Origin of the sequence: Micromonospora sp. NPDC005237 (assembly GCF_040607775.1) — a bacterium.
Lineage (GTDB): Bacteria > Actinomycetota > Actinomycetes > Mycobacteriales > Micromonosporaceae > Micromonospora.
In genome coordinates this window covers 335305-358522 of record NZ_JBEXHJ010000003.1, presented here as the reverse complement: position 1 = coordinate 358522, position 23218 = coordinate 335305, and the positions used below count along the sequence as shown (strand labels likewise).

At 72.0% G+C, this 23218-nt stretch carries 25 protein-coding genes; 12 read left to right on the top strand and 13 right to left on the bottom strand.

Going from position 1 to position 23218, the window contains the following annotated elements:
* The first annotated feature begins 169 nt into the window (after positions 1-169).
* On the top strand, positions 170-1141 hold the full coding sequence (gene coxB, locus ABZT87_RS10505; protein WP_354861569.1) for a cytochrome c oxidase subunit II: 972 nt from the start codon (positions 170-172) through the stop codon (positions 1139-1141).
* 9 nt (positions 1142-1150) lie between these two features.
* Positions 1151-1576: a cytochrome c oxidase subunit 4 gene (locus ABZT87_RS10500; protein WP_355134953.1), complete on the top strand. Its 426-nt coding sequence runs from the start codon at positions 1151-1153 to the stop codon at positions 1574-1576.
* A gap of 135 nt (positions 1577-1711) precedes the next feature.
* Here the strand turns inward: ABZT87_RS10500 and ABZT87_RS10495 are convergent, their stop codons facing one another.
* From ABZT87_RS10495 to ABZT87_RS10480, 4 genes are all read right to left on the bottom strand, one after another.
* Positions 1712-1918, bottom strand: coding sequence for a hypothetical protein (locus ABZT87_RS10495; RefSeq protein WP_354861566.1), 207 nt, complete (start codon positions 1916-1918; stop codon positions 1712-1714).
* A 262-nt stretch (positions 1919-2180) separates the two neighbouring features.
* Positions 2181-3227, bottom strand: a complete 1047-nt coding sequence (trpD, locus tag ABZT87_RS10490; RefSeq protein WP_354861565.1) for an anthranilate phosphoribosyltransferase — start codon at positions 3225-3227, stop codon at positions 2181-2183.
* Between the two features lie 89 nt (positions 3228-3316).
* A complete protein-coding gene (locus ABZT87_RS10485) occupies positions 3317-3715 on the bottom strand; it encodes a hypothetical protein (protein ID WP_354861563.1) in 399 nt (132 codons plus the stop codon).
* Between the two features lie 105 nt (positions 3716-3820).
* Entirely contained in the window at positions 3821-4810 is a 990-nt protein-coding gene (locus ABZT87_RS10480) for a cytochrome c oxidase assembly protein (RefSeq protein WP_354861561.1), read from the bottom strand.
* A gap of 108 nt (positions 4811-4918) precedes the next feature.
* On the opposite strand from ABZT87_RS10480, the gene ABZT87_RS10475 reads away from it, so the two are divergent.
* From ABZT87_RS10475 to ABZT87_RS10455, 5 genes are all read left to right on the top strand, one after another.
* Entirely contained in the window at positions 4919-5518 is a 600-nt protein-coding gene (locus tag ABZT87_RS10475) for a heme-copper oxidase subunit III (RefSeq protein WP_354861560.1), read from the top strand.
* Between the two features lie 72 nt (positions 5519-5590).
* A complete protein-coding gene (locus ABZT87_RS10470; RefSeq protein WP_354861559.1) occupies positions 5591-6427 on the top strand; it encodes a cytochrome c in 837 nt (278 codons plus the stop codon).
* A 64-nt stretch (positions 6428-6491) separates the two neighbouring features.
* Positions 6492-7580 (top strand): Rieske 2Fe-2S domain-containing protein, encoded by a 1089-nt coding sequence (locus tag ABZT87_RS10465; protein ID WP_355134951.1) that lies wholly within the window; start codon positions 6492-6494, stop codon positions 7578-7580.
* Positions 7577-9208, top strand: coding sequence for a cytochrome b N-terminal domain-containing protein (locus ABZT87_RS10460; protein WP_355134949.1), 1632 nt, complete (start codon positions 7577-7579; stop codon positions 9206-9208). Before ABZT87_RS10465 ends, ABZT87_RS10460 begins: the two co-directional genes overlap by 4 nt.
* 195 nt (positions 9209-9403) lie before the next feature.
* Positions 9404-10081 (top strand): DUF4142 domain-containing protein, encoded by a 678-nt coding sequence (locus ABZT87_RS10455; RefSeq protein WP_354861553.1) that lies wholly within the window; start codon positions 9404-9406, stop codon positions 10079-10081.
* Positions 10082-10167: 86 nt separating this feature from the next.
* On the opposite strand, the gene ABZT87_RS10450 is transcribed toward ABZT87_RS10455, so the two are convergent.
* The 5 genes from ABZT87_RS10450 to ABZT87_RS10430 all read right to left on the bottom strand — a co-directional run bounded on the left by ABZT87_RS10450 (position 10168) and on the right by ABZT87_RS10430 (position 15884).
* Positions 10168-10455 carry an Lrp/AsnC ligand binding domain-containing protein gene (locus ABZT87_RS10450; RefSeq protein ID WP_354861552.1) on the bottom strand — a complete coding sequence of 96 codons (288 nt, stop codon included), beginning with the start codon at positions 10453-10455 and terminating at the stop codon, positions 10168-10170.
* Between the two features lie 293 nt (positions 10456-10748).
* Complete coding sequence (locus ABZT87_RS10445; protein WP_354861550.1) at positions 10749-11615, bottom strand: sugar phosphate nucleotidyltransferase; 867 nt, start codon at positions 11613-11615, stop codon at positions 10749-10751.
* On the bottom strand, positions 11612-12154 hold the full coding sequence (locus ABZT87_RS10440) for an NUDIX domain-containing protein (protein ID WP_354861549.1): 543 nt from the start codon (positions 12152-12154) through the stop codon (positions 11612-11614). Before ABZT87_RS10440 ends, ABZT87_RS10445 begins: the two co-directional genes overlap by 4 nt.
* 53 nt (positions 12155-12207) lie before the next feature.
* Positions 12208-14001, bottom strand: a complete 1794-nt coding sequence (locus ABZT87_RS10435; protein ID WP_355135392.1) for an HD domain-containing protein — start codon at positions 13999-14001, stop codon at positions 12208-12210.
* 128 nt (positions 14002-14129) lie between these two features.
* On the bottom strand, positions 14130-15884 hold the full coding sequence (locus ABZT87_RS10430; protein ID WP_355134947.1) for a DEDD exonuclease domain-containing protein: 1755 nt from the start codon (positions 15882-15884) through the stop codon (positions 14130-14132).
* A gap of 127 nt (positions 15885-16011) precedes the next feature.
* Here ABZT87_RS10430 and ABZT87_RS10425 point away from each other — a divergent pair, with 127 nt between their 5' ends.
* Together ABZT87_RS10425 and ABZT87_RS10420 are read left to right on the top strand one after the other, a co-directional pair.
* Positions 16012-17442: an NYN domain-containing protein gene (locus ABZT87_RS10425; RefSeq protein ID WP_355066907.1), complete on the top strand. Its 1431-nt coding sequence runs from the start codon at positions 16012-16014 to the stop codon at positions 17440-17442.
* Between the two features lie 124 nt (positions 17443-17566).
* Positions 17567-17980, top strand: coding sequence for a hypothetical protein (locus tag ABZT87_RS10420; protein ID WP_354858179.1), 414 nt, complete (start codon positions 17567-17569; stop codon positions 17978-17980).
* A 49-nt stretch (positions 17981-18029) separates the two neighbouring features.
* Here ABZT87_RS10420 and ABZT87_RS10415 read toward each other — a convergent pair whose 3' ends face one another.
* Both ABZT87_RS10415 and ABZT87_RS10410 read right to left on the bottom strand, forming a co-directional pair.
* On the bottom strand, positions 18030-18362 hold the full coding sequence (locus ABZT87_RS10415) for a hypothetical protein (protein ID WP_355066906.1): 333 nt from the start codon (positions 18360-18362) through the stop codon (positions 18030-18032).
* 22 nt (positions 18363-18384) lie between these two features.
* Positions 18385-18777, bottom strand: a complete 393-nt coding sequence (locus tag ABZT87_RS10410; protein WP_354858182.1) for a hypothetical protein — start codon at positions 18775-18777, stop codon at positions 18385-18387.
* Positions 18778-19175: 398 nt separating this feature from the next.
* Here ABZT87_RS10410 and ABZT87_RS10405 point away from each other — a divergent pair, with 398 nt between their 5' ends.
* From ABZT87_RS10405 to ABZT87_RS10395, 3 genes are all read left to right on the top strand, one after another.
* Positions 19176-19391 (top strand): hypothetical protein, encoded by a 216-nt coding sequence (locus ABZT87_RS10405; RefSeq protein ID WP_355134945.1) that lies wholly within the window; start codon positions 19176-19178, stop codon positions 19389-19391.
* A gap of 136 nt (positions 19392-19527) precedes the next feature.
* The gene (locus ABZT87_RS10400; protein WP_355134943.1) at positions 19528-20787 is read left to right on the top strand and encodes a M48 family metallopeptidase; all 1260 of its coding nucleotides are present in this window, start codon (positions 19528-19530) and stop codon (positions 20785-20787) included.
* Positions 20784-21908 carry a glycosyltransferase family 4 protein gene (locus ABZT87_RS10395; RefSeq protein ID WP_354858187.1) on the top strand — a complete coding sequence of 375 codons (1125 nt, stop codon included), beginning with the start codon at positions 20784-20786 and terminating at the stop codon, positions 21906-21908. Before ABZT87_RS10400 ends, ABZT87_RS10395 begins: the two co-directional genes overlap by 4 nt.
* Positions 21909-21921: 13 nt before the next feature.
* Here ABZT87_RS10395 and ABZT87_RS10390 read toward each other — a convergent pair whose 3' ends face one another.
* Entirely contained in the window at positions 21922-22590 is a 669-nt protein-coding gene (locus tag ABZT87_RS10390; protein ID WP_355134941.1) for a lysophospholipid acyltransferase family protein, read from the bottom strand.
* A 13-nt stretch (positions 22591-22603) separates the two neighbouring features.
* Positions 22604-23188, bottom strand: coding sequence for a TetR/AcrR family transcriptional regulator (locus ABZT87_RS10385; RefSeq protein ID WP_354858191.1), 585 nt, complete (start codon positions 23186-23188; stop codon positions 22604-22606).
* Positions 23189-23218: the final 30 nt, after the last annotated feature.

Sequence of the window (23218 nt, the reverse complement as noted above, 5' to 3'; positions counted from 1 at the left end):
GATCAGTACGCTATCGCGACGGTATGCCCAGGATCCCCCCGATGGGGGCGGACAGTGACCCCACCACGGCCGAGTCCGTCATGGTCGAGTAATCTGCGACCGTCGGTGACGCCTTTGCCGCCGGTGCTGAGGAAAGACGCACCGCGGCGCGCTAGGGAGGCAGGACCAGGTGGTCGCAAGGAGTTCGGAGGTACGGCCGTCGGCCGTACGGCACGGTGCTGCCCCAGGGGTCGGTGGACGCCGGGGACGCGGTGCTGGTCGGCTGGCCGGGCTCGGTCTCGGGGGCGTGGCTCTGCTGGTTCTGCTCACGGGCTGTGACGTGGGTCAGACGTTCGGCGGCTTCGGTTGGCCGCAGGGCGGCATCTCGGCCGAGTCGCACCGGATGTACGACCTGTGGATCGCCTCCTGCGTCGCCGCGCTCGCGGTCGGCGTCTTCGTGTGGGGCCTGATCTTCTGGTGTGTCGTGCGCTACCGCAAGCGCGGCAACGCGCTGCCGGTGCAGACCCGTTACAACCTGCCGATGGAGTTCCTCTACACCATCGCGCCGATCCTGATCGTCTCCGTGCTCTTCTACTACACGGCGATCGTGCAGACCGACGTCGACAAGCTGTCGAAGAACCCGGACGTCACGGTCGAGGTCGTCGCCTTCAAGTGGAACTGGCAGTTCAACTACCGCGACGGTCAGGGCACGGAGGCCCGCACCACCGCGTCGACGCTCGGCACCAGTGAGGTCATCCCGGTGCTCGTGCTGCCGACCAACCGGTCCATCCGGTTCGAGGAGACCAGCCGCGACGTCATCCACTCCTTCTGGGTGCCGGAGCTGCTGTTCAAGCGGGACGTCATGCCGGGCAAGATCCGCAACGTCTTCGAGGTCTCCAGCCTGGATGCCGAGGGCGCGTACGTCGGCCGTTGCGCCGAGCTGTGCGGCAGCTACCACGCGTTCATGAACTTCGAGCTGCGGGTGGTCTCGCCGGAGAAGTACGACCAGTTCCTCGCGGCCAAGCAGAGTGGCAAGTCGACTCAGGACGCGCTGGCCGCGATCGGTGAGCAGCCGTACGCGGAGACCACGCAGCCGTTCGACACCCGACGGACGCAGAGCAACTTCAACCCGGACGACGCTCCGGCCGGCACGGGAAGCTGAGGCAGCCGCATGAAGACCGAGTGGCGTATCTTCCTGATCATCGCCCTGTTCCTCTTCGGCGCAACCGTCCTCTACGGCGCCTGGACGCACGGTGAGTCCGGCAACATCGAGTGGGTGGGCACCGTCGCCCTGCTGCTGTCGTTCCTGCTCTGCTCGATGTGCGGCGGCTTCTTCTGGTTCGTCTCCCGCCGTATCGATCTGCGCCCGGAGGACCGGCCGGACGCCGAGATCTCCGACGGCGCCGGCGAGGTCGGCTTCTTCAGCCCGGGCAGCTACTGGCCGTTCGGTCTGGCGCTGGCCGCCGCGACCGCCGCGCTGGGCATGGTGTTCTGGCAGTTCTGGCTGATCGGCGCCGGCCTGTTGGCGGTCGTCTTCGCCGCCTGCGGCCTGCTGTTCGAGTACTACACCGGCACCCGGCGCACCGCCGAGCACTGATCCACCCGGTCGCCGCGGCGCGACCGACCCCGTACCACCGCGAAGGCCCGCACCCCGTCGGGGGAGCGGGCCTTCGTCGTGGCGCACCGGGATGCCGTCACGTCGGCGTTGTGGAGCCGATCGGGGCGGTGCGGGTCAGGCGGCGTGGCGGCGGGTGGGCTGGCGACGTCGGCGATCGGCCAGCCGGGTGACGGGGGCGGCGAACGTGGCGATCACCACGGCCGCGCCGCAACCGGTGCAGATCAGCTCGGGACAATCGCTGCCGTGGCCGTCGACGCAGGGCGGCGCCTCGAACGGTGCCACGCCCTCGCAGACATCGCAGTAGAGATCGCGGTGCGACACGGGCGTCTCCTCTCACTCCAGGCGAACCGCCCCCGAAATGCGACAGCGACGCACAAGGGAAGCGGAGAACTACTCGCCTGTAGTTTCCCACGCGGGTCCGACAAATCTCCGCGCCCTCCGGTCACGCGCCGTCCCGCAGGCCCCGACGCCACCGGACGTGATCCACCCGACATCAGTGAAGTCGGGGTATCCGGGCCGGCCGAACACCCCGGATTCCAGGAACCCGGGTCGATCACGCAGCACGCGCCTCCCGGGCCGGGGATCAGGCGGTGGTGGCGGTCTCGATCCAGCGGTCCAGAGTGGCCGCCGCAGCGCCCGAGTCGATGGAGTCGGCGGCGCGGTCCAGGCCGGCGCGCAGCGCCTCGGTCAGGTCGCCGTCCAGCGGACCCTGGGTCGCGAGCGCCGCCGCCGCGTTGACCAGCACCGCGTCGCGGACCGGGCCGGTCTCACCGGCCAGCAGGCGACGAGCCACGCCGGCGTTGTACGCGGCGTCACCGCCGCGCAGGTCGCCGAGGGTGGACCGGGGGACACCCAGGTCGGTCGCGTCCAGCACAGCCTCGCGTACGGTGCCGCCCTGCGCCGCCCACACCCGGGTCGGCGCGGCGGTGGTGAACTCGTCCAGCCCGTCCTCGCCGCGCATCACCAGCACCGAGTCGCCCCGGGCGGCGAACACGCCGGCCATCACCGACGCCATCCGTGCGTCGAAGCAGCCGACGGCGCCGGCGCGGGGGCGGGCCGGGTTGGTCAGCGGGCCGAGGAAGTTGAACACGGTGGGCACGCCCAGCTCCCGGCGGACCGGCCCGGTGTGCCGCATCCCCGGGTGGAACCGGGCGGCGAAGCAGAACCCGATGCCGGCCTCGGTGACGCAGCGCACGATGGCGTCCGGGTCGAGGTCGAGTGGGACACCGAGGAACTCCAGCAGGTCGGCGGTGCCGCAGGAGGACGACGCGGCCCGGTTGCCGTGCTTGACCACCCGGACGCCGGCACCCGCCACGACCAGCGCGGCCATGGTGGAGATGTTGACCGTGTGGGCGAGGTCACCGCCGGTGCCCACCACGTCCAGCGCCGTCGAGCGCAGGTCGTCGGGAAGGTCGACCGGGACGGCCCGGCTCAGCATGGTCTCCACCAGGCCGGCCAACTCGGCCGAGGTTTCACCCTTGGCCCGTAGCGCCACGGCGAAGCCGGCGACCTGCGCGGCGCCCGCCGAGCCGGCCATGATCTCGCCCATGGCCCAGGCGGTGTCGGCGGTGGACAGCTCCTCGCCGCGCAGCAGCGAGTTGAGCAGGTGCGGCCAGGTCCGATCGCCCATGGCGGGCCTCCCGAGCGTACGAAGTGCGGGTGGGCTGGAATCGGCGCCGGCTGGTCCGGCGCCGTGTCGGTGCCGGAGAGCGGGGGACGTCAGGCGGGTGCGTGCGTCCGCAGCAGCTCGGCCACCGTGCTGCCGGTGGTCACCGGGTCGAGCGGGTGCACAAGCGTCGCGTCGACCTCGGCGTACGCGGCGAGCCATCGGTCCGCGGCGCGGGCGATCACCAGGCAGGTGGGCGGGGCGGCGTCGTCCCGATCGTCCTTGATCTGGCGGGCGATGCCGATGCCGCCGCCGGGGCTCGCCTCACCGTCGAGCACCAGCAGGTCGATCTCGTAGTCGTCGACCAGCCGGATGGTCTCGGCGTACGTCGACGCGTCGACGAACTCGATCTGCAGCCCGGGCGCGGGCCGGGTGCCGACAGCGAGCCGCATCCGGTCACGGACCTGCGGGTCGTCGCTGTAGAGCAGGACGGTGCACAGACGATCGCTCATGGCTGACAGGCTCCCACCTCGTAGCTGCCCGCCGATCGTACCGGTCGACGTGACGTAGCCGACATCCCGCCCGACGCTCGGCCGCTGGCGTACCGTCTGCGCAGCTCAGGTCGTCGCGGCGTCGGCGGCGCGCTCGCGGGCCTCCTGGCGGTCCAGCTCGCGGTCCACCCGGCGGGCCTCCCGCTCGGACTGCTTCACCCACTGCACGACCAGCACCGCGAGCATGGTCACACTGACGAACTCACCGCCGGCCCAGAGGATGCCGCCGGCGACCACCTGGTCGGCCTTGGGGTCGGACCAGCTCAGGTTGAGCGACGGGTACCAGTCGCCGCCGAACAGGGTGGTGCTCTGCATGATGGTGAGCCCGAGCACGGTGTGGAACGGCACGGAGAGCAGCATCAGCAGGGCCCGCGCCGGGTACGGCCAGCGGCCCGGGAGCGGGTCGAGGCCGAGCAGCGGCCAGAAGAACACGCAGCCGGTCATGATGAAGTGCGCGTGCACCAGCTCGTGTGCCCAGGCGTGTTCCAGGGTGAAGCGGTACAGGTCGCTGAAGTACAGCGCGAACGGGTTGACCACGAAGATGGCGAACGCCACCAGCGGGAAGCTGTAGACCCGGGCGACGCGGCTGTGCACGATCGCCAGGAGGCGCTTGCGCGGCCCGACGGGCAGGGTCCGCAGGGCCAGCGTCATCGGTGCGCCCAGCGCCAGGAAGATCGGCGACACCATGGAGAGCACCATGTGCTGGACCATGTGCACCGACAGCAGCGCGGTGTCGTAGGCGTGCAGCCCGCTGACCGTGACCAGCGCGATACCGCCGAGGCCGGGGCCGAGGAAGAACACCGTACGGGCGATCGGCCAGCGGTCCCCGCGGACGCGCAGCCGGTGCACCCCGTAGAGGTAGAGGCCGGCGGCGAGCACCAGGCCGAGGGCCAGCCAGCTGTCCAACCGGGTCTCGGTCAGCACCGCGCCTACGGTGAACGGTGGCGGGGTCGCCTCGGCCCCGGCGGCGAGCACCGACGGGCCAGCCGGAGTGGCCGCGAGCACATCGGCCGGGACGGCCGAGGTGGCGGCGAGGATCGGATCGACGTGCAGCACGCTTTTCAGGCTAGGCCAGGCGAACCGGACCCTGACGCCCGGGCCACGGAAGGCGCAGGTTTGCCACCCCGCTGATCGCCGGCCCCGGTCAGGGGCAATAATGACGGCGTGACTGCGGCCCCAGCCATTGACAAGAGCCGGATCCACTCTTTGACGCGACCCAACATGGTCAGCGTCGGGACGATCGTGTGGCTCTCCAGCGAACTCATGTTCTTCGCGGCGCTCTTCGCGATGTACTTCTCGATCCGCGCGGCTGCGCCGGAGCAGTGGGAGAAGCACACCGAGTCGCTGAACATCCCGTACGCGACCACCTTCACGGTGATCCTCGTGCTGTCCTCGGTGACCTGCCAGCTCGGCGTCTTCGCGGCGGAGAAGGGTGACGTGCACGCGCTGCGCCGCTGGTTCACCGTCACCTTCGTGATGGGCCTGATCTTCGTGCTCGGCCAGGTGAACGAGTACCGCCACCTGGTGGCGGACGGCGTCAAGATCAACGTTGACGGCTACGGCTCGATGTTCTACCTGACGACCGGCTTCCACGGCCTGCACGTGACCGGCGGTCTGATCGCCTTCATCATCTTCATGGTCCGCACGACCATGGGCCGGTTCACCCCGGCGCAGGCGACCTCGGCGATCGTCGTGTCGTACTACTGGCACTTCGTCGACGTCGTGTGGATCGGCCTGTACGCCATGATCTACTGGCTTCAGTGATCTTGGCGCGTCACGAACCGCGCCGCTGCTCCGTCCCCTGAGACAAGGTCCAACCGGTTAAGGACACAGCTCATGACTTCTGACAACGACCGCCGACGCGGCCTGCTCGCGCGGTTGCGCGGGCGGCCCGCCGCGCGCAGCAGGGGCCGCCGCCGGCTGGGCGCCGCGGTCCGGCTGTTCGCCGCGCTGATGCTCGCCGGCGGCGCCTACACCGTCTTCGCCCCCGGTGCCCAGGCGCAGGACAATCCGCCGCTGACCGGCGCCGCGGCCGAGGGCAAGGCGCTGTTCGACGTTAGCTGTGTGACCTGCCACGGACGCAACGCCCAGGGCGTCGAGGGCCGCGGGCCGAGCCTGATCGGCGTCGGCGCGGCCTCGGTCGAGTTCCAGGTCAGCTCGGGCCGTATGCCGCTGGCCCGCCAGGAGGCCCAGGCGCACCGCAAGCCGCCGGTCTTCACCGACGAGCAGACCCGTCAGCTCGGCCAGTACATCCAGGAGCTGGGTGGCGGCCCGATCGTGCCGGAGGGTGACGACCTCCGCGAGAACGGCAACGTCGCGGCCGGCGGCGAGCTGTTCCGGATCAACTGCTCGCAGTGCCACGCCTTCGGCGGTGGCGGTGGCGCGCTCTCGTCGGGCAAGTTCGCCCCGAGCCTGCACCCGGCGACCGACCGGCAGATCTACGCGGCGATGCTGAGCGGCCCGCAGAACATGCCGGTGTTCGGTGACAACCAGATCACGCCGGAGCAGAAGGCCGACATCATCGCCTACATCCAGGAGACGCTGAAGACCGACCAGGACCCGGGCGGGTTCAACCTCGGTCGGTACGGGCCGTCCACCGAGGGCCTGGCGATCTTCCTGGTTGGCATTGTGGCGCTCGTGTTCGCTAGCCTGTGGATTGCGGGTAAGTCGTGACCGAGCGGATCTTCAGATTCAGTGCCGTGGTGCCGCTCGGCGCCACCCGTAGCGAGGTGACGGCATGAGCGCGCACACCGAGCACCAGGCCCCGCAGGGCCAGGAGCCGCTCGACGTGAACGACCCCCGGCTGACCCGGTTCGACATCGTCCGTGAGGGCGCGCGTCGGGACGACATCGAGATCGTGCACTACGAGCCGCAGGTGCTGCCCGGCACCAAGGCCGAGCGTCGGCTGACCCGGGTGGTGGCCGGCTTCTTCCTGATCACCGGCCTGGCGGCGACCGCGTTCCTGGCCATCTACATCTGGTGGCCGTGGCAGTACGCGCCGGGCCGCGGCGGCGACAAGTTCTACACCCCGCTGCTGGGCGCCACCCTCGGCATCGCGCTGCTCGCCGTCGGCTTCGGCATCCTGACCTGGGGCAAGAAGTTGCTGCCCAAGGAGGTCTCGATCCAGGACCGGCACGAGGGCGCGGTGGACGCCGACGGTCGCACCATCACCGGCCAGACCATGCTCTACATGGCCGACGAGCTGGGTGTGAAGCGTCGTCCCCTGCTCGGCATCTCGCTGCTGGCCGGTCTCGCGCCGGTCGCCGCGGTCGCGGCGGCGCCGCTGGTCGGCGGTCTGATCTCGCAGCCGCACAAGAACAACCAGATGTTCACCACCGGGTTCGCCACCGCCGAGGGCGGCGAGCGGATCCGCCTCGTCCGCGAGGACGGCCGCCCGGTTCGCCCGGCGGACATCAGCACCGGTGGTCAGCTGACGGTCTTCCCGGGCATCGAGCACGGTGTGAGCAACCGGCACGCCGACTCGCCGACGCTGCTGATCCACCTGCGTGACTCGGACGCGCAGGAGTCGCGCCGGGCCAACGAGCGGGTCGGCCACGGCGACTACATGTGGGGCAACTACGCGGCGTTCTCCAAGATCTGCACGCACGCCGGCTGCCCCGCGAGTCTGTTCGAGCAGCAGACCAACCGGCTGCTCTGCCCGTGCCACCAGTCCCAGTTCCTGATCACCGACAACGCCCGGCCCGTCTTCGGCCCCGCCAGCCGGCGGCTGCCGCAGCTGCCGATCGAGGTGGACTCCGAGGGCTTCTTCGTGGCGAAGTCCGACTACACCGAGACCGTCGGGCCTGATTTCTGGGAGCGGCCATGAAGCGTCGAAAGTTTGACCTGGCAGCCACGCCGGGCAAGGCCGCGGTGGGGGTGGACGACCGCTTCCAGGTGGCCACCCCGCTCCGTCGGCTGCTGAACAAGGTCTTCCCGGACCACTGGTCGTTCCTGCTGGGCGAGATCGCGCTGTTCTCGTTCGTCGTGCTGCTCCTGACCGGTGTGTTCCTCACCTTCTTCTACGAGCCGGCGATGACCGAGGTGGTCTACGACGGCAGTTACGCGCCGTTGCAGGGCACGCCGATGTCCGCCGCGTACGCCTCCAGCCTGGACCTGTCGTTCGACGTCCGCGGCGGCCTGGTGATGCGGCAGATGCACCACTGGGCGGCGCTGCTGTTCATGGCCGCGATCGTCGTGCACATGCTGCGGGTGTTCTTCACCGGCGCATTCCGCAAGCCGCGCGAGACCAACTGGATCATCGGCTCGCTGCTGTTCTGGGTCGGCTTCCTGGCCGGCTTCACCGGCTACTCGCTGCCGGACGACGGCCTGTCCGGCACCGGCCTGCGGATCGCCTCGGCGATCATGCTGTCCATCCCGGTGATCGGCTCCTGGCTCACGTCGTCGATCTTCGGTGGCGAGTTCCCCGGCACGATCATCATCAGCCGGTTCTTCATCGCCCACGTCCTGCTGATCCCGGGTCTGCTGCTCGCGCTGATCAGCGCCCACCTGGGCCTGGTCTTCAAGCAGAAGCACACCCAGTGGCCCGGCCCCGGCCGGACCAACGGCAACGTGGTCGGCGAGCGGATGTTCCCCCGCTACGCGCTGAAGCAGGGCGGCTTCTTCATGGTCGTCTTCGGCGTCATCGCGCTGCTGGGCGGTCTGTTCCAGATCAACCCGATCTGGCTGTTCGGCCCGTACGAGGCCTGGGTGGTCTCGGCCGCCAGCCAGCCCGACTGGTACGTCATGTTCCTCGACGGCTCGACCCGACTCATGCCGGCCTGGGAAATCAACATCCCGATCGGCGACCACTACGTCATCCCGCCGTTGTTCTGGCCGACGGTCGTGCTGCCCGGCATCCTGGTCGGCCTGTCGACGATGTACCCGTTCCTGGAGGCCCGGCACCTCAAGGACCGCAAGAGCCACAACCTGCTCCAGCGGCCCCGCGACGTTCCGGCCCGTACGGCCGTCGGCGCCATGGCCGTCTCCTTCTACGTCGTCTTGACGCTCTCGGGCGCCAACGACGTGATCGCCGACAAGTTCCAGATCAGCCTGAACGCGATGACCTGGGCGGGCCGGGTCGGCCTGCTGGTGGTCCCGCCGCTGGCGTACTACGTCACCTACCGGCTCTGCCTGGGTCTGCAGCAGCACGACCGGGAGGTGCTCGCGCACGGCGTGGAGACCGGCATCATCCGGCGCCTGCCGGACGGCCGGTTCGTCGAGGTGCACCAGCCGCTCAGCGCGGCGAACGGGCACGCGGACGGCCACGGTGAGCTGGACTACGTCGGCTGGGTGGTGCCGAAGAAGATGAACCGGCTCGGGGCCCTCGGCCCGGCGGTCCGGGGCTTCTTCTACCCGATCGAGAAGCCGGTCGAGGCGCCGGTCTCGCCTGGTCACCCGCCGGTCGAGTCCCGGCCCGAGCGCGCGGAGATCGGCAGCGGCGAGAGCCGCCACTGACCTCTCGACAGCACCGTCACGTGGCGCCCGCCGGACTTCCGGCGGGCGCCACGTCGTTGTCGGTGTCCCGTCGCCCATCCGAGCAGGAGTCGGACGGCCACGGCGGGACCGGTCGACCCCGCGCGTCGGGCGATCGCAGGAATAACCCCCGTGAGCCGGGTATCCGTGCGGTCCAACGTCTCAAGGGGGGGAAGCATGTTGGGTCTCAAACGCCTCGGCCTGTTGGCCGCGCTGGTGCTGGTAGGCGTCGCGCCGGCTGCGGCCGCGCAGGCCGCGGCACAGCCGTCGACGCAGGACACCCAGTATCTGCAGGCGCTGCACCAGGTGAACCTGTTCGAGATCACCGCCGGTGACCTGGCTCAGCAGAAGGGCCAGAACCAGGGGGTCAAGGACCTGGGCGCGATGTTCAAGACCGACCACACCCAGCTGGACCAGACGGTGCAGCAGACCGCGTCCCAGCTCAAGGTCGAACTGCCGAACGAGCCCACGACCGACCAGCAGGCGGTCATCGACAAGCTGAACAACGTCAGCGGCGCGGAGTTCGACCGGCTCTGGGTGACCAGTGAGCTGGCCGGTCACGTCCAGGCCATCCAGGCCACCCAGACGGAGATCTCGCAGGGCTCCGAGCAGTCGGTGGTCCAGTTGGCTCAGACCGCCCTGCCGACGCTGCAGACGCACTACGACGAGCTGGTCCAGCTCGCCAACCAGTTGGGCATCCCGGTCCCGCAGGCCAGCGCCAGCGGTACGCCCAGCCCGGGTACCTCGTCGCAGGCTCCGGGTGGCACCACCGAGTCGCCCGCTCCGGGTGGCATCACCGAGTCCCCGGAACCGGGCCTCGGCACCACCGAGCGGCCCGCTCCCAGCGAAAGCTGACGTAGCGGCAGCAGACGGCCGGTCCACCCGCACGGGTGGACCGGCCGCGCCGCGTCCGGCGCCGGCCGTCCACGCGGCCCGGCGGGTCAGTCGGCGTCGGCGAGGCCGATCGCGAACGTCTCCTCAAGGTCGAGCTGGGAGTACGCCCGGAACGCGATGTGCGACTCCGTGTTCAGCACACCCGGCACCTTGGAGATGCTGCCCGCGATGACCTGTGCGATCTGGTCGAACTCGCGGACCCGGACGATGGCGATGAGGTCGACGTGCCCGGCCACCGAGTAGACCTCGCTGACGCCGGTGACATTGGCGAGGGCCTCCGCCACCTCGGGGATCGCGTCGGTGGCGCAGTCGATCAGCACGATCGCGGTGATCACGGGGCAATTCTCCGTTCGTTGGCGTCGTTGCCCATGCTAGATGTTCCCGACGGGACCGGGGTCGGGTGCACCCGGCACCCGTCCTCGCGAGGCCGTCCTCCCGCGCCCGTCCTCCCGCGCCCGTCGCCGTTGCTCGGTGTCGGGTGCCCGGCGCTGTCGCCATCAGCCGTCGCTTCAGGTATGCCCACAGCTTGGGCAGGCGTGTCGCCAACGAGCGGTATACCTGTGAGTCATATTTATGACCCACAGGTATACCGCTAACACGAATCATCCCGCCGACGCGCCGACGCGGGTCAGCCGTGCTGGGCGGCTTGGACCGTGCCGGCGTCCCCGAACCGGATCGCGTCGTGCAGCCGTTCGCCGCTGCGCACGAGGGCGCCGGGCCAGACCACGGTGCGGCGCACGTCGCCGTCGACCCGTGCGCCCGCGCCGACCACCGACTCCACGCAGCGCCCGGTCACCGTGGCGGCCGGGTCGACCAGTACGTCGCCGCTGGCGGCGTGCAGGTTGGCCGCCAGGTAGTCGGCGGGGGTGCCGGTGTCGTAGAAGGTGCCCGGGTAGGGCACCACCTCCAGCGCGCCGGCCGCCTCGGCCGGCCGCCACACCGCGCGTACCAGGTCGGAGAAGACCACCGGCAGGTCGCGGACCAGCCGCCACGGCAGCAGCGAGAACCCCGTGAAGCAGTGCCCGGCGAAGGTGCCGGGCGCCCTCGGGTCGGTGGCGGGCTGCCCGAGCAGGCGTACGGACTTCCCGTCCCAGCCGTCCAACAGCGCGGCCACGTCGGGGCCCGGGGGAGTGGCCGGGTCGGCCAGGTACGCGTCGGCGTTGCCGACCAGCACCGGCCGGCCGCCGATCCAGTCCCGCAGGTTGGCCACCCCACCGGCGGTGCCGAGCGGGTCACCGGGCTCTACCGACAGGTGGGCGCGATCGCCGACGTGCGCGACCACCTGGTCGGCGAGGTAGCAGGCGTTCACCGCGACGCGTGCGGGGCCGCTCAGGCCGAGGCCGGCCAGGCGGGCCAGCGCCCGGTCCAGCAGTGCCACGTTGCCGACCGGGCAGAGCGCCTTGGGCACCCGTGCGGTGAGCGGGCGCAGCCGGGTGCCCTCACCCGCGGCGAGCACGACCGCGCAGAGGTCCGCCGGCCCGCCCGCTTCGCTCACGGCGCGGTGTCGGGCACCGGAGGCGGGAACTGCCCGGCCAGCGGCCCGATGTCGTAGTAGGCGAGCAGCCGGGCCGTCGGCCAGGTCAGCTTGGGCAGGTCGTCCAGCGGATGCCAGGCGGCCTCGAAAACCTCGGCGCCGTCGACCGCCAGTTCGGTGCTGGACGCCGGCACCTCCGTCTCGAACACCATGTCCACCCAGCCCTTGGCGTGCACGATCGCGTTCGGCACCGCCGGGCGCAGCCGGGACGGTGGCAGCCGGATGCCGGACTCCTCGAACAGTTCGCGGACCGCGCCCACGACCGGAGGCTCGGCCCGGTTGAGCAGGCCGGCGGGCAGCGACCAGCCCTTGCCGGGGGGCTGGCGCAGCATCAGCAGTCGGCCCGCGCCCGTCGCCTCGGAGTCACGGACCAGGGTGACCGCCCCGACGATGTACTTGGGCACGGCCAGCTTGACCAGGCGACGGCGCACCGGCAGCGGCAATCGGTAGAAGGCCTGGTAGAAGATGGCCCGACCGGTGGCGCGGGAACGGGGGATCATGACCCCAGGCTAGTGGTCACGAATGTCCTTCGGACGCGCTGGGGCCGGGCGGGTCACTGTCGATGGTCGACCAGGTCGATGAGCTGGCGTACCACGGTGTCCGGTTCGATCACCCGGTCGAAGACCGCGACCAGCAGGGTCTCCAGGTCGGGATAGCCCAGCTCCTCGGAGAGCCGCAGCAGCGGCAGGTCACTGGCGAGGCCGCGGTTGTGCTGGCGCAGGGCGAGCCCGATGGTGGCCCGACCGAGGCGGACCTTGTCGCTGATCGTGATGCCCGGCTCGGTGTGCTCGGCGAACCACCTGTTGATCTGCATCTGCGCGTGCGGCGACTTGACGAAGCCCAGCCACTCCTTGCGCGGGCCGCGTGGTGCCACGCCGGCCTCGAAGCCGTTGTCGCCGTCGTTCTCGGTGAAGATCTCCACCACGTCGCCCTCGTCCAGCTCCGAGCTCAGCGGCGCGAGCCGGCCGTTGATCCGGGCGGCAAGGCAGTGGTCGCCCCGCTGGCTGCCCAGCTCGTACGCCAGGTCGACAGGTGTGGCGCCGGCCGGCAGCACCACCTGACGCCCGTCGGCGAAGACCTGGATCTGGCCCTCGGCGAGGTCGCAGCGCAGCGACTCGTAGAACTGTGCCGGGTCGGCGGCGTCCGGTTCCCAGTCGAGCACGCGGCGCAGCCAGTCTAACTGCTCGGCCCGGGCCGCCGCGCTGCTGCTGCCCGAGCGCGGGAAGCGGAAGTCGGCGGCGATGCCGTACTCGGCCGAGCGGTGCATCTCCTCGGTGCGGATCAGCACCTCCACCGTGCGGTCCTGCGGGCCGCAGACGCTTGTGTGCAGCGAGCGGTAGAGGTTGTTCTTCGGTGAGGCGATGAAGTCCTTGAAACGGCCCGGGATCGGCCGCCACGTCCCGTGGATCGCGCCCAGCGCGGCGTAACAGTCGGTGGCCGGGCCGTCGACCACCACCGAGATGCGGGGCAGGTCGTACGGGGCGGTGTGGCCGCCGGCGATGGTGTCCTTCCAGATCGAGTAGAGGTGCCGGGGGCGCGGGCTCACCTCGGCGTCGACCCGGCTGCGGCGCAGCGCCACCCGGGCCCGTGTGACCACCGCGTCGAGGTAGGAGTCCCAGCCGGGCCGATCGTGCACGTGCCGGGCCAGCCGGGCGTGCTCCTCGGGCTCCAGGTGCAGCAGCACCACGTCGTCCAGCTCGCGCTTGAGGGTCTGGATGCCCAGCCGGTCGCAGAGCGGGACCAGCACCTCCTGGGTCTTGCGGGCGATCCGTTCCCGGGACGCCGCGGAGCGCACTCCGAGCGTGCGCATGTTGTGCAGCCGGTCGGCCAGCTTGATGATCAGCACCCGGACGTCCTTGGCGGCCGCGACGATCATCTTGCGGATCGTCTCCGCCTCGGCGGCCTTGCCGTAGAACGCCTTGTCGAACTTCGTCACCCCGTCGACCAGGTGGGCCACCTCGCCGCCGAAGTCCTCCGACAGCGCCTGGAGCGTGTAGCGGGTGTCCTCGACCGTGTCGTGCAGCAGCGCCGCCACCAGGGTCGTGGTGTCCATGCCCAGCTCGGCGCAGATCTGCGCCACCGCGAGGGGGTGGGTGATGTACGGTTCCCCGCTCTTGCGGAACTGGCCGCGGTGCATGTTCTCCGCGATCGTGTACGCCCGGCGCAGCACGGCGGGGTCGGTGCCCGCGTGGATGCCCCGATGGGTGCGGACCAGGTGCGTGACCGGGTCGGAGTCGGTGGTCGGCCAGGTCAGCAACGACCGCAGTCGGCGGGTCAGGGGCAGCTCACCAGACCGGGTCGGCAGGGCGCCCCCCAGGGCGGCGCCGTGTCCGGCGTCGACGTCCACGAGGGACACCTCCTCACCCCGGCTCCGCGACCGCCGGACCGGGCGATCGGGAGCAGGCCCACGAAACGGGCAGGACTGCACTTCTCTAACAGCCTAAGGGAGTCGACGTAGTCCGATCGGTCAGTTGGTCATGAGCGTTCGGTCGAGAGTTGGTGCGACGCCCCGCTCTCGGCCTTCGCCAGCAGGTCACGGAAGCGGCCCGCCCCGCCCGCCGGCGAGGCCCAACCGGACGACATCTCGACCAGCCGGGTCTCCGGCCGCTCCAACCAGGACAGGATGCGCTCGGACTCCTCCGCTGTGGCCGACGGCACCGGGCCGTGCCCGCCCGACACCGTCTCGGCTATGGCGCGGATGGCGTTCAGCGTGGGTCGCGGGTGGACGCCGGGCGGGGACACCCCGGCCCCGGCCAGGCGACCGTGCCGGACCAGGGCCAGCTCCCAGCCGCCCCGGGCGGCCGGTCGGGCGGCGGCCAGCTCCACGATCCCGGTCAGCGCCGCCAGCCGCTGCATCCGCACGGTGGCGCGCAGCACGGCGGCCAGCCGGGACCGCACCACGGCGGCCTCCTCGTAGCGCTGGTCGGCCGCGAGCACGTCGATCCGGGCCAGCAGCGCGTCCACCACCGGCTGCGGGTCGCTGGCGGTCGCGGTGCGGAACGGCCCGGCTGCTCTGTCGTCGTACTCCTCTGGAGTGATCTTGTGTTCGCAGGGCGCCGGGCAGCGACCCAGCTCGGCCAGCGCGCAGGCCGGCGTGACGGTGCGCAGCGAGAGCCGGTGCGTGCACTGGCGCAGCGGCACCGCGTCGTGGAAGCCGGCGGCGGCCAGCTCGGCGGCCCGCCGGGAGGTGAAGGGCCCGAGGTAGGCGGTGTCCGTGGGGGACAGATCCCGGACGATCGACAACCGGGGGTACGGCCCGTCGGTCAGCTTGAGCCAGACCATCCGCTCCGGGTATTTCGACCGCCTGTTGTACGGCGGAGCGTGCGCGGCGATCAACCGCAGCTCGCGGACCTCCGCCTCCAGCGAGTGGGCGCACTCCACCGCCTCGACCCGCTCGGCCGCGCCCAACATCTCGGAGATCCGGGCGCGCTTCTCACCGGCGGTGAAGTAGCTGCGCACCCGGGTGGCGATGTCGCCCGAGGTGCCGACGTAGAGCGGCCGGTCGTCGGCGGCCCGGAAGATGTAGACCCCCGGCACCCTGGGCAACCCCTCGGCCAGGTGGCGCTTGCGGCGCTGCGTCGGGGTGACCGCCCGGGCGAACTCGATGGCGTCGCCGACGGTGTCGACCCGGTGCCCGCCGAGCCGGCCGATCAGCCCGTGCAGCACGTCGACGGTGGCCTTCGCGTCGTCGAGCGCCCGGTGGGTGGGCTGGGTGGCGGTGCGGAAGTAGGCGGCCAGGGTGCCCAGCTTGCGGTTGGGCACCTCGTCGCGGGTCAGCACCCGCCGGGCCAACGCCGCCGTGTCCAGCACGCGCGGGTTGGGCCAGCGGTGCCCGTGCTTCGCGCAGGCGGCCTTGAGGAACCCCACGTCGTACGGGGCGTTGTGGGCGACCAGCACCGCGTCGGCGATGAACTCCAGGAAGCTGGGCAGCACCTGCTCGATCGGCGGCGCCGGCACCAGCATGGCCTGGGTGATCCCGGTCAGCACGGTGATGAACGGCGGGATCGGCTGCCCCGGGTTGACCAGGGTGGCCAGCTCGCCCAGGTGCTCGCCACCGCGCACCTTGACCGCGCCGATCTCGGTGATGCCGCCGCCGTCGGGTGCGCCGCCGGTGGTCTCCAGGTCGACCACCACGAAGGTCGTCGCGTACAGCGGCAGGGCCGGGTCCACCCCGCCCACCGCCGGGTCGAGACCGGCCAGTGACTCCTGGACGTACTCCGCCTGTGCCATCGGCGGCACGCTAGCGCCCCGGTCCGACACTCCCGTCGCAGCCGTCCCAGCAGTCACCATGGGGCTAGGATGAGAGATCGGCTCACTCACCGGGCGGTGGGCCCGGTCGCGGTGGGAGACTTGCCACATGCCCCTCACCGAGCCGTACGACGACCACCTCCCGCAGGAGGATCCGGTCGGGGGCGGCGGTGCCGTGGGCGACCCGGACAGCAGTGACACACCTGCCGATTCGGGTGCCGATCCGGCGGTCGAGCCGGAGCCGACGTTGCCCGAGCCGGTCCGGCAGCGGATCGTGGCGCTGACCGCCACCGTGCTGCCCACCCTGCCCGCCGACGAGGTGCCGGTGCCGCTGCGCCGGGTGGCCAAGTTCGCCCCCAACCGACGGGCCCGGCTCGGCACCCCGGCCATCGCCGCCCAGCTCACCGCCGACCCGCTGTTTCGGCAAAGGGTCACCGCCCGGGTGCTTGCCGACGCCGGCGACCTCGGCGCGGCCGTGGTCGAGGGCACCGCGCCGGCCGCCGCCGACCCGGTCGAGGTGGCCGCGCTGGCCTACCTGGCCCGACCCCGCGGCTGGCGGGAGCTGATCGACGCCAGCGGCGCCGCGGTCCGCGCCGAGGCGGACAGCGCCGTCGTCGCCGAGCTGGTCCGTGAGGCCGAGCAGCGGGCCACCCGCGCCGAACACGACCGGGCGGTGGCCCGGGTCGAGGCCGAGAAGCTCCGCGACGAGCTGGCGCGGGTCCGCGAGGAGCTGGGCCAGCTCCGCGAGGAGTCCCGTCAACTGGCCCGTACCCTGCGCGAGACGCAGGCCCGTGAGCGCAAGGCCAGCGAACTCCTGGCCACCGAACGCGGCCGGGCCGCACGCGCCAGCGCCGACGTGGACGCCGAACTGCGCCGCGCCCGCGCCCGGCTCGCCGAGGCCGAGGCCGCCGCCGGGGTGGCCCGGGCCAGCGCCAAGGAGGCGCGTTCGGTCGACGACGCCCGCCTCTGGCTGCTGCTGGAGACCATCGGTCAGGCCGCCGTCGGGCTGCGCCGGGAGCTGGCGCTCGACCCGGTGGACAAGCTCCCCGCCGACTTCGTCGCCGACGCGTTCGCCGAGCAGCCGGGCACCGCCCCGGCCGGCCCGGCCGCCCGTGCCCGCGACACCGACGACCCGGCCCGACTGGACCAGCTGCTCGCCCTGCCCCGGGCGCACCTCGTGGTGGACGGCTACAACGTCACCAAGCGCGGCTTCGGCGAGATGTCGTTGGAGCAGCAGCGCAAGCGCCTCATCACCGGGCTGGGCGGGATCGCCGCGCAGACCGGAGACGAGGTCACCGTCGTGTTCGACGGCGCCGAACGGATGCACGGGCTGCCGCCCGCGCCCCGCGGCGTCCGGGTGCTCTTCTCCCGCAAGGGCGAGACCGCCGACGAGCTGATCCGCCGCCTGGTCCGCGCCGAGCCGGCGGGCCGCCCGGTCGTCGTGATCTCGTCCGACCGCGAGGTCGCCGACGGCGTACGCCGGCACGGCGCGTACCCGCTGGGCGCCGACTCGCTGCTGCGCCGCCTCGCCCGCTCCTGACCACGCGCCCGGGCCGAGCCGTCGGGGCGGGCAAGAATACGGCGAGGTTCCTGCAGGTTCGGTCGGCGACGGTGTCCGCATCGGCCCGGCACCGTCGGGCACCGGACAAAGGCAGGCGAACGGTATGAGAAAAAGACTGCTGGGCACCATCCTCGGCACGGTTGTCACACTGGCGGCGCTCCTCGTCGCCCCGGGACCGGCCCTGGCGGCCTCGGGTGGCGGCTGCACCGGGGCCTACCCGATCAGCTCGTGCATCTCGTACCAGGGTTCCAACCAGACCGTGGTGGGTGACTTCTACATGAACGCCACACCGGACCAGTCCCGGTGCACGGCGTACCTGCAGTTGCGGACCACGAACAACGGCAACACCTCCTGGATCTACTACGACCTCAACCGGACCGGCCGATTCGGGCCGATCAGCCGCAACGTCAACGTGATGAACAACTTCAAGGGCTCCGCCGTGGCGGTGGTCGAGGTCTACACGTGCAGCGGAACGTTGCACGGCATCTTCACCAGCCCTCGGGTGTACTACCCGTGACGTACGGATCCGGCCGCTGGTGCGTCAGCGCCAGCGGCCGGATCGCGTGTCAGCCGCAGCGGGAGACGGCGGGGTTCGGGTCGTGGCCGGTGTACATGTAGTCACCGGCGAGCATGCCGTTCGCGCTGCCGTAGAACGCGTTGTACCAGACGGTGTCGCCGTTGACCGACGATCCGGTCGCCCAGCAGTTCAGGTAGACCGACTGGCCCTTGGGGATCGTGAGGATGACCGAGCACTGCGAGTTGTTCAGCCACTGGCAGTAGCGCAGGTTCAGGTCCGTCTTCGTCTGGAAGTAGCCACCGGCGAACGCCGGTGTGGCGACCAGGCCGACCGCTGCGGTCACCGTGACGGCGCACGCGGCCAGGAGACGTCGTGGATTCATGTCTTCAACCTCCGGCGAGCGGTCAGTAGGAGCAGTACGGGGAGTCCATGATGTCGAGGGCCACCGCGTAGCCGTACGGCTCGAGGTAGGCCAGCTCGCCCGGGGAGACGCACACCCAGTCGCCGTTGGAGTAGAAGATCTTCGCGCCGTCGTCGTTGCGGCTGTTGTAGACCCAGTCCGCGCCCCTGCTCCGGGACCCGAGGGTCTGGTAGTAGTTGTCCTGGAACGACGCGGTCGGCGGGGCGCCGTCGTAGGGGTTCCCGGTCACCCAGAAGCAGACGCGGGGGTAGTTGCAGCCGAGCGCCGAGGTGGCCTGCGCCGGCGTGGCGACGAGCCCGCCCGCGGCCGTCGCGGTGGCCGCAAGGAGCGCGACGGCCGAGAGCCGGGAGCGTGTGGTCGAGGATGGTCCGCGCATTCGAATCCTCCGATGGATCAACGTGGACGGCCGGTTGCACCCGGCCCGGCAGGTGCGTCGGTGGACCCTCGTCGGGCGGTGGATCGGCCGTACCGCAACGATCGCAGCGGCCCCGGTCGAGGGAACAGGCGCTTGACCGGCAGTTGACCGGCGATTGGATCGACGACGATCGGGGGCCCGTGGGCTACCGCGGCACCTTGATCGACAAGAGGTCGGCGATGTCGTGGTGTCCAGTCGGCCGGGATACCCCGATTTCGCTGATCTGGAGTCGATCTAGCCCTCAACGGGGCGGTGCGGGCGGTTCTGTCGTACCCGGTGGATAGCGTCGATGTGACCGACGGTGCTCGGGCGACGACGACAGGGCGTCGACCGCGCATCGCCAGCGATCAGGAGGCGTGATGCTCATCGACTGCGACGGGTGCGCGAAACGGGCCGACGGCTGTGCCGGCTGCCCGCTGACCGCCCTGTTCGACGAGACGTCCCCGGCGGCCGGGCTGGTCGCCGCCGAGGTCGAGGCCATCGAGGTGCTCGCCCGAGCCGGCTTCGACGTCGAGGTGCTGGCCGCGCCCGCGCGGCCCGACGTCGCCGCACGCCGGGTCCGCCGGGTGGCCTGAGTTCCCGCACGGCCGTCCGCGTCGCCGGAGCGCGACACCGCGGGCGAAGCGGGCTTTTCGCGGGCCATAGGATGGGCGGTCACGGCGGGAGGAGCGGCGGGATGAACGGGGTACGACGCGAGCACGGCGGGCCCCGGTGACCCCGCGCGGTTGGGCGTTGCTGACGCTGGCCGGATTGGCGGTGGCCCTGCTGGTGACCGCCGCGCTGTTCATTCCCTGGCACCGGCCACCGGCGCCCCGCGCCGACCAGCTCGCCGCGCTGCGCGATCTCCCGGCGGAGCAGGTGGCCAAGGGGCGTGCGTTCCGTGCCGCGCTGCGCCCCGGGAGCTACGCCGCGCTCGCCGTCGGGCTGCTGATCGCCGTCGCGCTCGGCCTCACCCCGCTGGGCAGCCGCCTGGTCGAGCTGGTGGGCCGGCCGTTCGGCGGGCACTGGATCGCGCGGGCGGTGCTCGGCGGTCTCGCCGTGGTGCTCGTCGCCGACCTGCTCACCCTCCCGTTCTCCGCGTGGCGCCAGAGCGTGCTGACCCGCTACGGGCTGAGCACCAACGGATGGAGTGGCTGGGCCGTCGACCTGCTCAAGTCGTACGCGGTCAGCGCCGTGATCGGCGCGGTGGCGCTGTTCGGCTTCTACGCGGTCATCCGGTTCGCGCCGCGCTGGTGGTGGGCGTTCGGCGCGGCGGGCGCGGCCCTGCTGGTGGTGCTGCTCTCGTTCGTGCTGCCGGTGCTGGTGGAGCCGGTGTTCAACAAGTTCACCCCCATGGAGCAGGGTCCGCTGCGCACCGAGCTGATGAGCATGGCCGCCCGCGACGGGGTGCCGGTGCGCGACGTGCTGGTCGCCGACGCCTCGCGGCGCACCAGGGCGGTCAACGCGTACGTCTCCGGCCTCGGGCCGACCCGCCGGGTGGTCGTCTACGACACGCTGCTGAGCGAGGCCACCCCCGCCGAGGTGACCGCCGTGGTGGCGCACGAGTTGGGGCACGCGAAGGACTCCGACGTGGCGGTGGGCACGCTGACCGGGGCGCTGGGCGCCGCTGCCGCCGTGGTGGCGCTCTACCTGCTCGGCTCGTGGGGGCTGCTGCTGCGGTTGGCCGGCGTCGACTCGGTGGCCGATCCACGCGCGTTCCCGCTGCTGATCGCCCTGGTCACGGTGGCCGGCCTGGTCGCCACCCCGGTGCAGGCGCTGATGTCGCGGCGGGTGGAGGCGCGAGCCGACGCGCACGCGCTCGCGCTCACCCGCGACCCGGTGGCCTTCGAGTCGATGCAGCGCCGCCTCGGCTCGGTCAACCTCGGCGACCCCGATCCGCCGCGCTGGGAATACCTCTACTCGGCCTCGCATCCGTCCACCGTGGAGCGGATGGCCGCCGCCCGCGCGTACGCCCGGGAGGCTGGCCGATGAGCCGCACGCTGCTGATCACCAACGACTTTCCGCCCCGTCCGGGCGGCATCCAGTCCTTCGTGCACAACCTCGCCGTGCGTCAGCCGGCCGGGTCGGTGGTCGTGTACGCGTCGAGCTGGCGCGGCGCCGCGAAGTTCGACGCCGACCAGCCGTTCGAGGTGATCCGCGAGCGCACCCGGGTGCTGCTGCCCACCCCGCTGATCGCCCGCCGGGCGGCCCGCCTCGCCCGCGCGTACGACTGCGACACGGTGTGGTTCGGCGCGGCGGCCCCGCTGGGGTTGCTCGCCGGCGGCCTGCGCCGCCGGGCGGGCGTACGCCGGGTGGTGGCGCAGACCCACGGCCACGAGGTCGGCTGGGCGGCGCTGGCGGCTGCCCGGCCGGCGCTGCGGCGCATCGGTCGGGGTGTCGACGTGACCACCTACCTCGGCGAGTACACCCGCGTCCGGCTGGCCCGCGTGCTGGACGGGGTGACCGACCTGCGCCGGCTGGCGCCCGGGGTGGACGTGGACACCTACCACCCGACGGTGGACGGTGAGCCGGTCCGGGCCCGGTTGGGGCTGACCGACCGGCCGGTGGTGGTGTGCGTGTCCCGGCTGGTGCCGCGCAAGGGTCAGGACATGCTGATCCGGGCGCTGCCGGAGATCCGCCGCCGGGTGCCCGACGCGGCGCTGCTGATCGTCGGCGGCGGTCCGTACCGGGCGACCCTGGAGAAGCTGGCCCGGCAGATGGGCGTCGAGCGGGACGTGGTGTTCACCGGTTCGGTGCCGGCGGCCGCGCTGCCGGCGCACTACGCGGCCGGCGACGTCTACGCGATGCCCTGCCGCACCCGCAACCGCGGCCTGGACGTGGAGGGGCTGGGCATCGTCTACCTGGAGGCGTCCGCGACCGGTCTGCCGGTGGTGGCTGGGGACTCCGGCGGCGCCCCGGACGCCGTCCGTGAGGGCGAGACCGGGTACGTGGTCCGTGGCCGGGACGTCGCCCAGCTCGCCGACCGGGTCGCCCGACTGCTCGCCGACCGGGATCTGGCCCGCCAGCTCGGCGCGGCCGGCCGGGCGTGGGTGGAGCGGGAGTGGCGCTGGGAGGCGCAGGCACAGCGGATGGCGGCTCTGCTCGCCGGCTGACCGCCGCCCGTGTTCAGGTGCGGGCCGGCCGGGGCGGGGCGTAGCGGGGCACGTACTCCTGGCCGGTGAGCCGTTGGATCGCGGCCATCACCTCGTCGGTGATCGTCCGGATGTCGCGGGGCCCGGTGATGCGCCCGGCGACCGGGATCGGCGGACCGAACCGCAGGGTGACCGGGTGTCGGCGGGGCAGCCGCGCGTCGACCGGCAGGACCTCGGCGGTGCCGAGCACACCGACCGGGATGATCGGCACCTCGGCGTCGCGGGCGAGCCGGGTCATGCCGACCCGACCCCGGTAGAGCCGCCCGTCCGGGGACCGGGTGCCCTCCGGGTAGATGGCGACGAGACCGCCGGCGCGCAGCACCGGCACGGCCGCGTCGAGGGCCGTGAGGGCGGCCCGGCCGCCGGTGCGCTCGACCCGGATGGCGCCCATGCCGGAGACGACCCGCCGGCTGAGCCAGCCGCTCGGGCCTCGGCCGGTGAAGTACTCGGCCTTGGCCCAGAAGGTGACGTGGCGCGGCGTCAGGCAGCCGAGGAACACCTCGTCGGCGACGGACAGGTGGTTGCCGGCGAGGATGGCGCCGCCGTGGCGGGGCAGATGCTCCAGCCCCTCCACGCGGGGCCGCCAGCCCAGCCGCAGGGTGGTGCCGACGGTCAGTTTGCCGATGTCGTACAGCAGGGGCACGTCTTCTCCCGGTTCAGTGCGGCGCGGGGCCGAGGTGCGCGTCGAGCGCGGCCCGCAGGAGGGTGTCGTCGTCGGTGACGCCGGTGGCCAGCGGCAGGCTGCCCCAGGCCCAGAGCTGGGCGATGCCGTGCAGGTTGGCCCAGAGCGCGCCGGCCAGCACCGGGGCGGGCGCGTCGGTCGGCTGGCGTGCCTGGGCGACCAGGTCGACCAGGAGGGTGAACAGCGGCAGGCTCGTCTCGCGCAGCCGCAGACGACCGCTGGCCAGCAGGTCGTGGCGGAACATCAGCTCGAACATGCCGTGGTGCGCCGCGGCGAAGTCCAGGTACGTCCGGGCCAGCGCGACCAGGCGGGTACGCGGGTCCGGGCCGGCCGCGCGCAGCGTCTCCTCGACGCGGGCGGTGAGGTCGGCGAAGCCCTCCCGGGCGATGGCGGAGAGCAGGTCGACGTGGGTGGGGAAGTAGCGGCGCGGCGCGCCGTGCGAGACGCCCGCCCGGCGGGCGATCTCCCGCAGTGACACCGCCGACTGGCCCTCGCGCAGCACGAGGTCCACCCCGGCGGCCACCAGTCGGGCCCGCAGGCCCGCCTCCCCCTCGCTCATAGACAGTGTCTACCAGGCGGGCGTAGACGC

What these genes read in the sequence shown, in the direction of transcription:
- ABZT87_RS10455 (WP_354861553.1), top strand. Translation starts at nt 9,404, where the DNA reads ATGTTGGGTCTCAAACGCCTCGGCCTGTTGGCCGCGCTGGTGCTGGTA.
- ABZT87_RS10470 (WP_354861559.1), top strand. Translation starts at nt 5,591, where the DNA reads ATGACTTCTGACAACGACCGCCGACGCGGCCTGCTCGCGCGGTTGCGC.
- ABZT87_RS10500 (WP_355134953.1), top strand. Translation starts at nt 1,151, where the DNA reads ATGAAGACCGAGTGGCGTATCTTCCTGATCATCGCCCTGTTCCTCTTC.
- ABZT87_RS10465 (WP_355134951.1), top strand. Translation starts at nt 6,492, where the DNA reads ATGAGCGCGCACACCGAGCACCAGGCCCCGCAGGGCCAGGAGCCGCTC.
- ABZT87_RS10460 (WP_355134949.1), top strand. Translation starts at nt 7,577, where the DNA reads ATGAAGCGTCGAAAGTTTGACCTGGCAGCCACGCCGGGCAAGGCCGCG.
- ABZT87_RS10430 (WP_355134947.1), bottom strand. Translation starts at nt 15,884, where the DNA reads ATGGCACAGGCGGAGTACGTCCAGGAGTCACTGGCCGGTCTCGACCCG.
- ABZT87_RS10485 (WP_354861563.1), bottom strand. Translation starts at nt 3,715, where the DNA reads ATGAGCGATCGTCTGTGCACCGTCCTGCTCTACAGCGACGACCCGCAG.
- ABZT87_RS10385 (WP_354858191.1), bottom strand. Translation starts at nt 23,188, where the DNA reads ATGAGCGAGGGGGAGGCGGGCCTGCGGGCCCGACTGGTGGCCGCCGGG.
- trpD (WP_354861565.1), bottom strand. Translation starts at nt 3,227, where the DNA reads ATGGGCGATCGGACCTGGCCGCACCTGCTCAACTCGCTGCTGCGCGGC.
- ABZT87_RS10420 (WP_354858179.1), top strand. Translation starts at nt 17,567, where the DNA reads ATGAGAAAAAGACTGCTGGGCACCATCCTCGGCACGGTTGTCACACTG.
- ABZT87_RS10425 (WP_355066907.1), top strand. Translation starts at nt 16,012, where the DNA reads ATGCCCCTCACCGAGCCGTACGACGACCACCTCCCGCAGGAGGATCCG.
- ABZT87_RS10395 (WP_354858187.1), top strand. Translation starts at nt 20,784, where the DNA reads ATGAGCCGCACGCTGCTGATCACCAACGACTTTCCGCCCCGTCCGGGC.
- ABZT87_RS10440 (WP_354861549.1), bottom strand. Translation starts at nt 12,154, where the DNA reads ATGATCCCCCGTTCCCGCGCCACCGGTCGGGCCATCTTCTACCAGGCC.
- ABZT87_RS10405 (WP_355134945.1), top strand. Translation starts at nt 19,176, where the DNA reads ATGCTCATCGACTGCGACGGGTGCGCGAAACGGGCCGACGGCTGTGCC.
- ABZT87_RS10410 (WP_354858182.1), bottom strand. Translation starts at nt 18,777, where the DNA reads ATGCGCGGACCATCCTCGACCACACGCTCCCGGCTCTCGGCCGTCGCG.
- ABZT87_RS10415 (WP_355066906.1), bottom strand. Translation starts at nt 18,362, where the DNA reads ATGAATCCACGACGTCTCCTGGCCGCGTGCGCCGTCACGGTGACCGCA.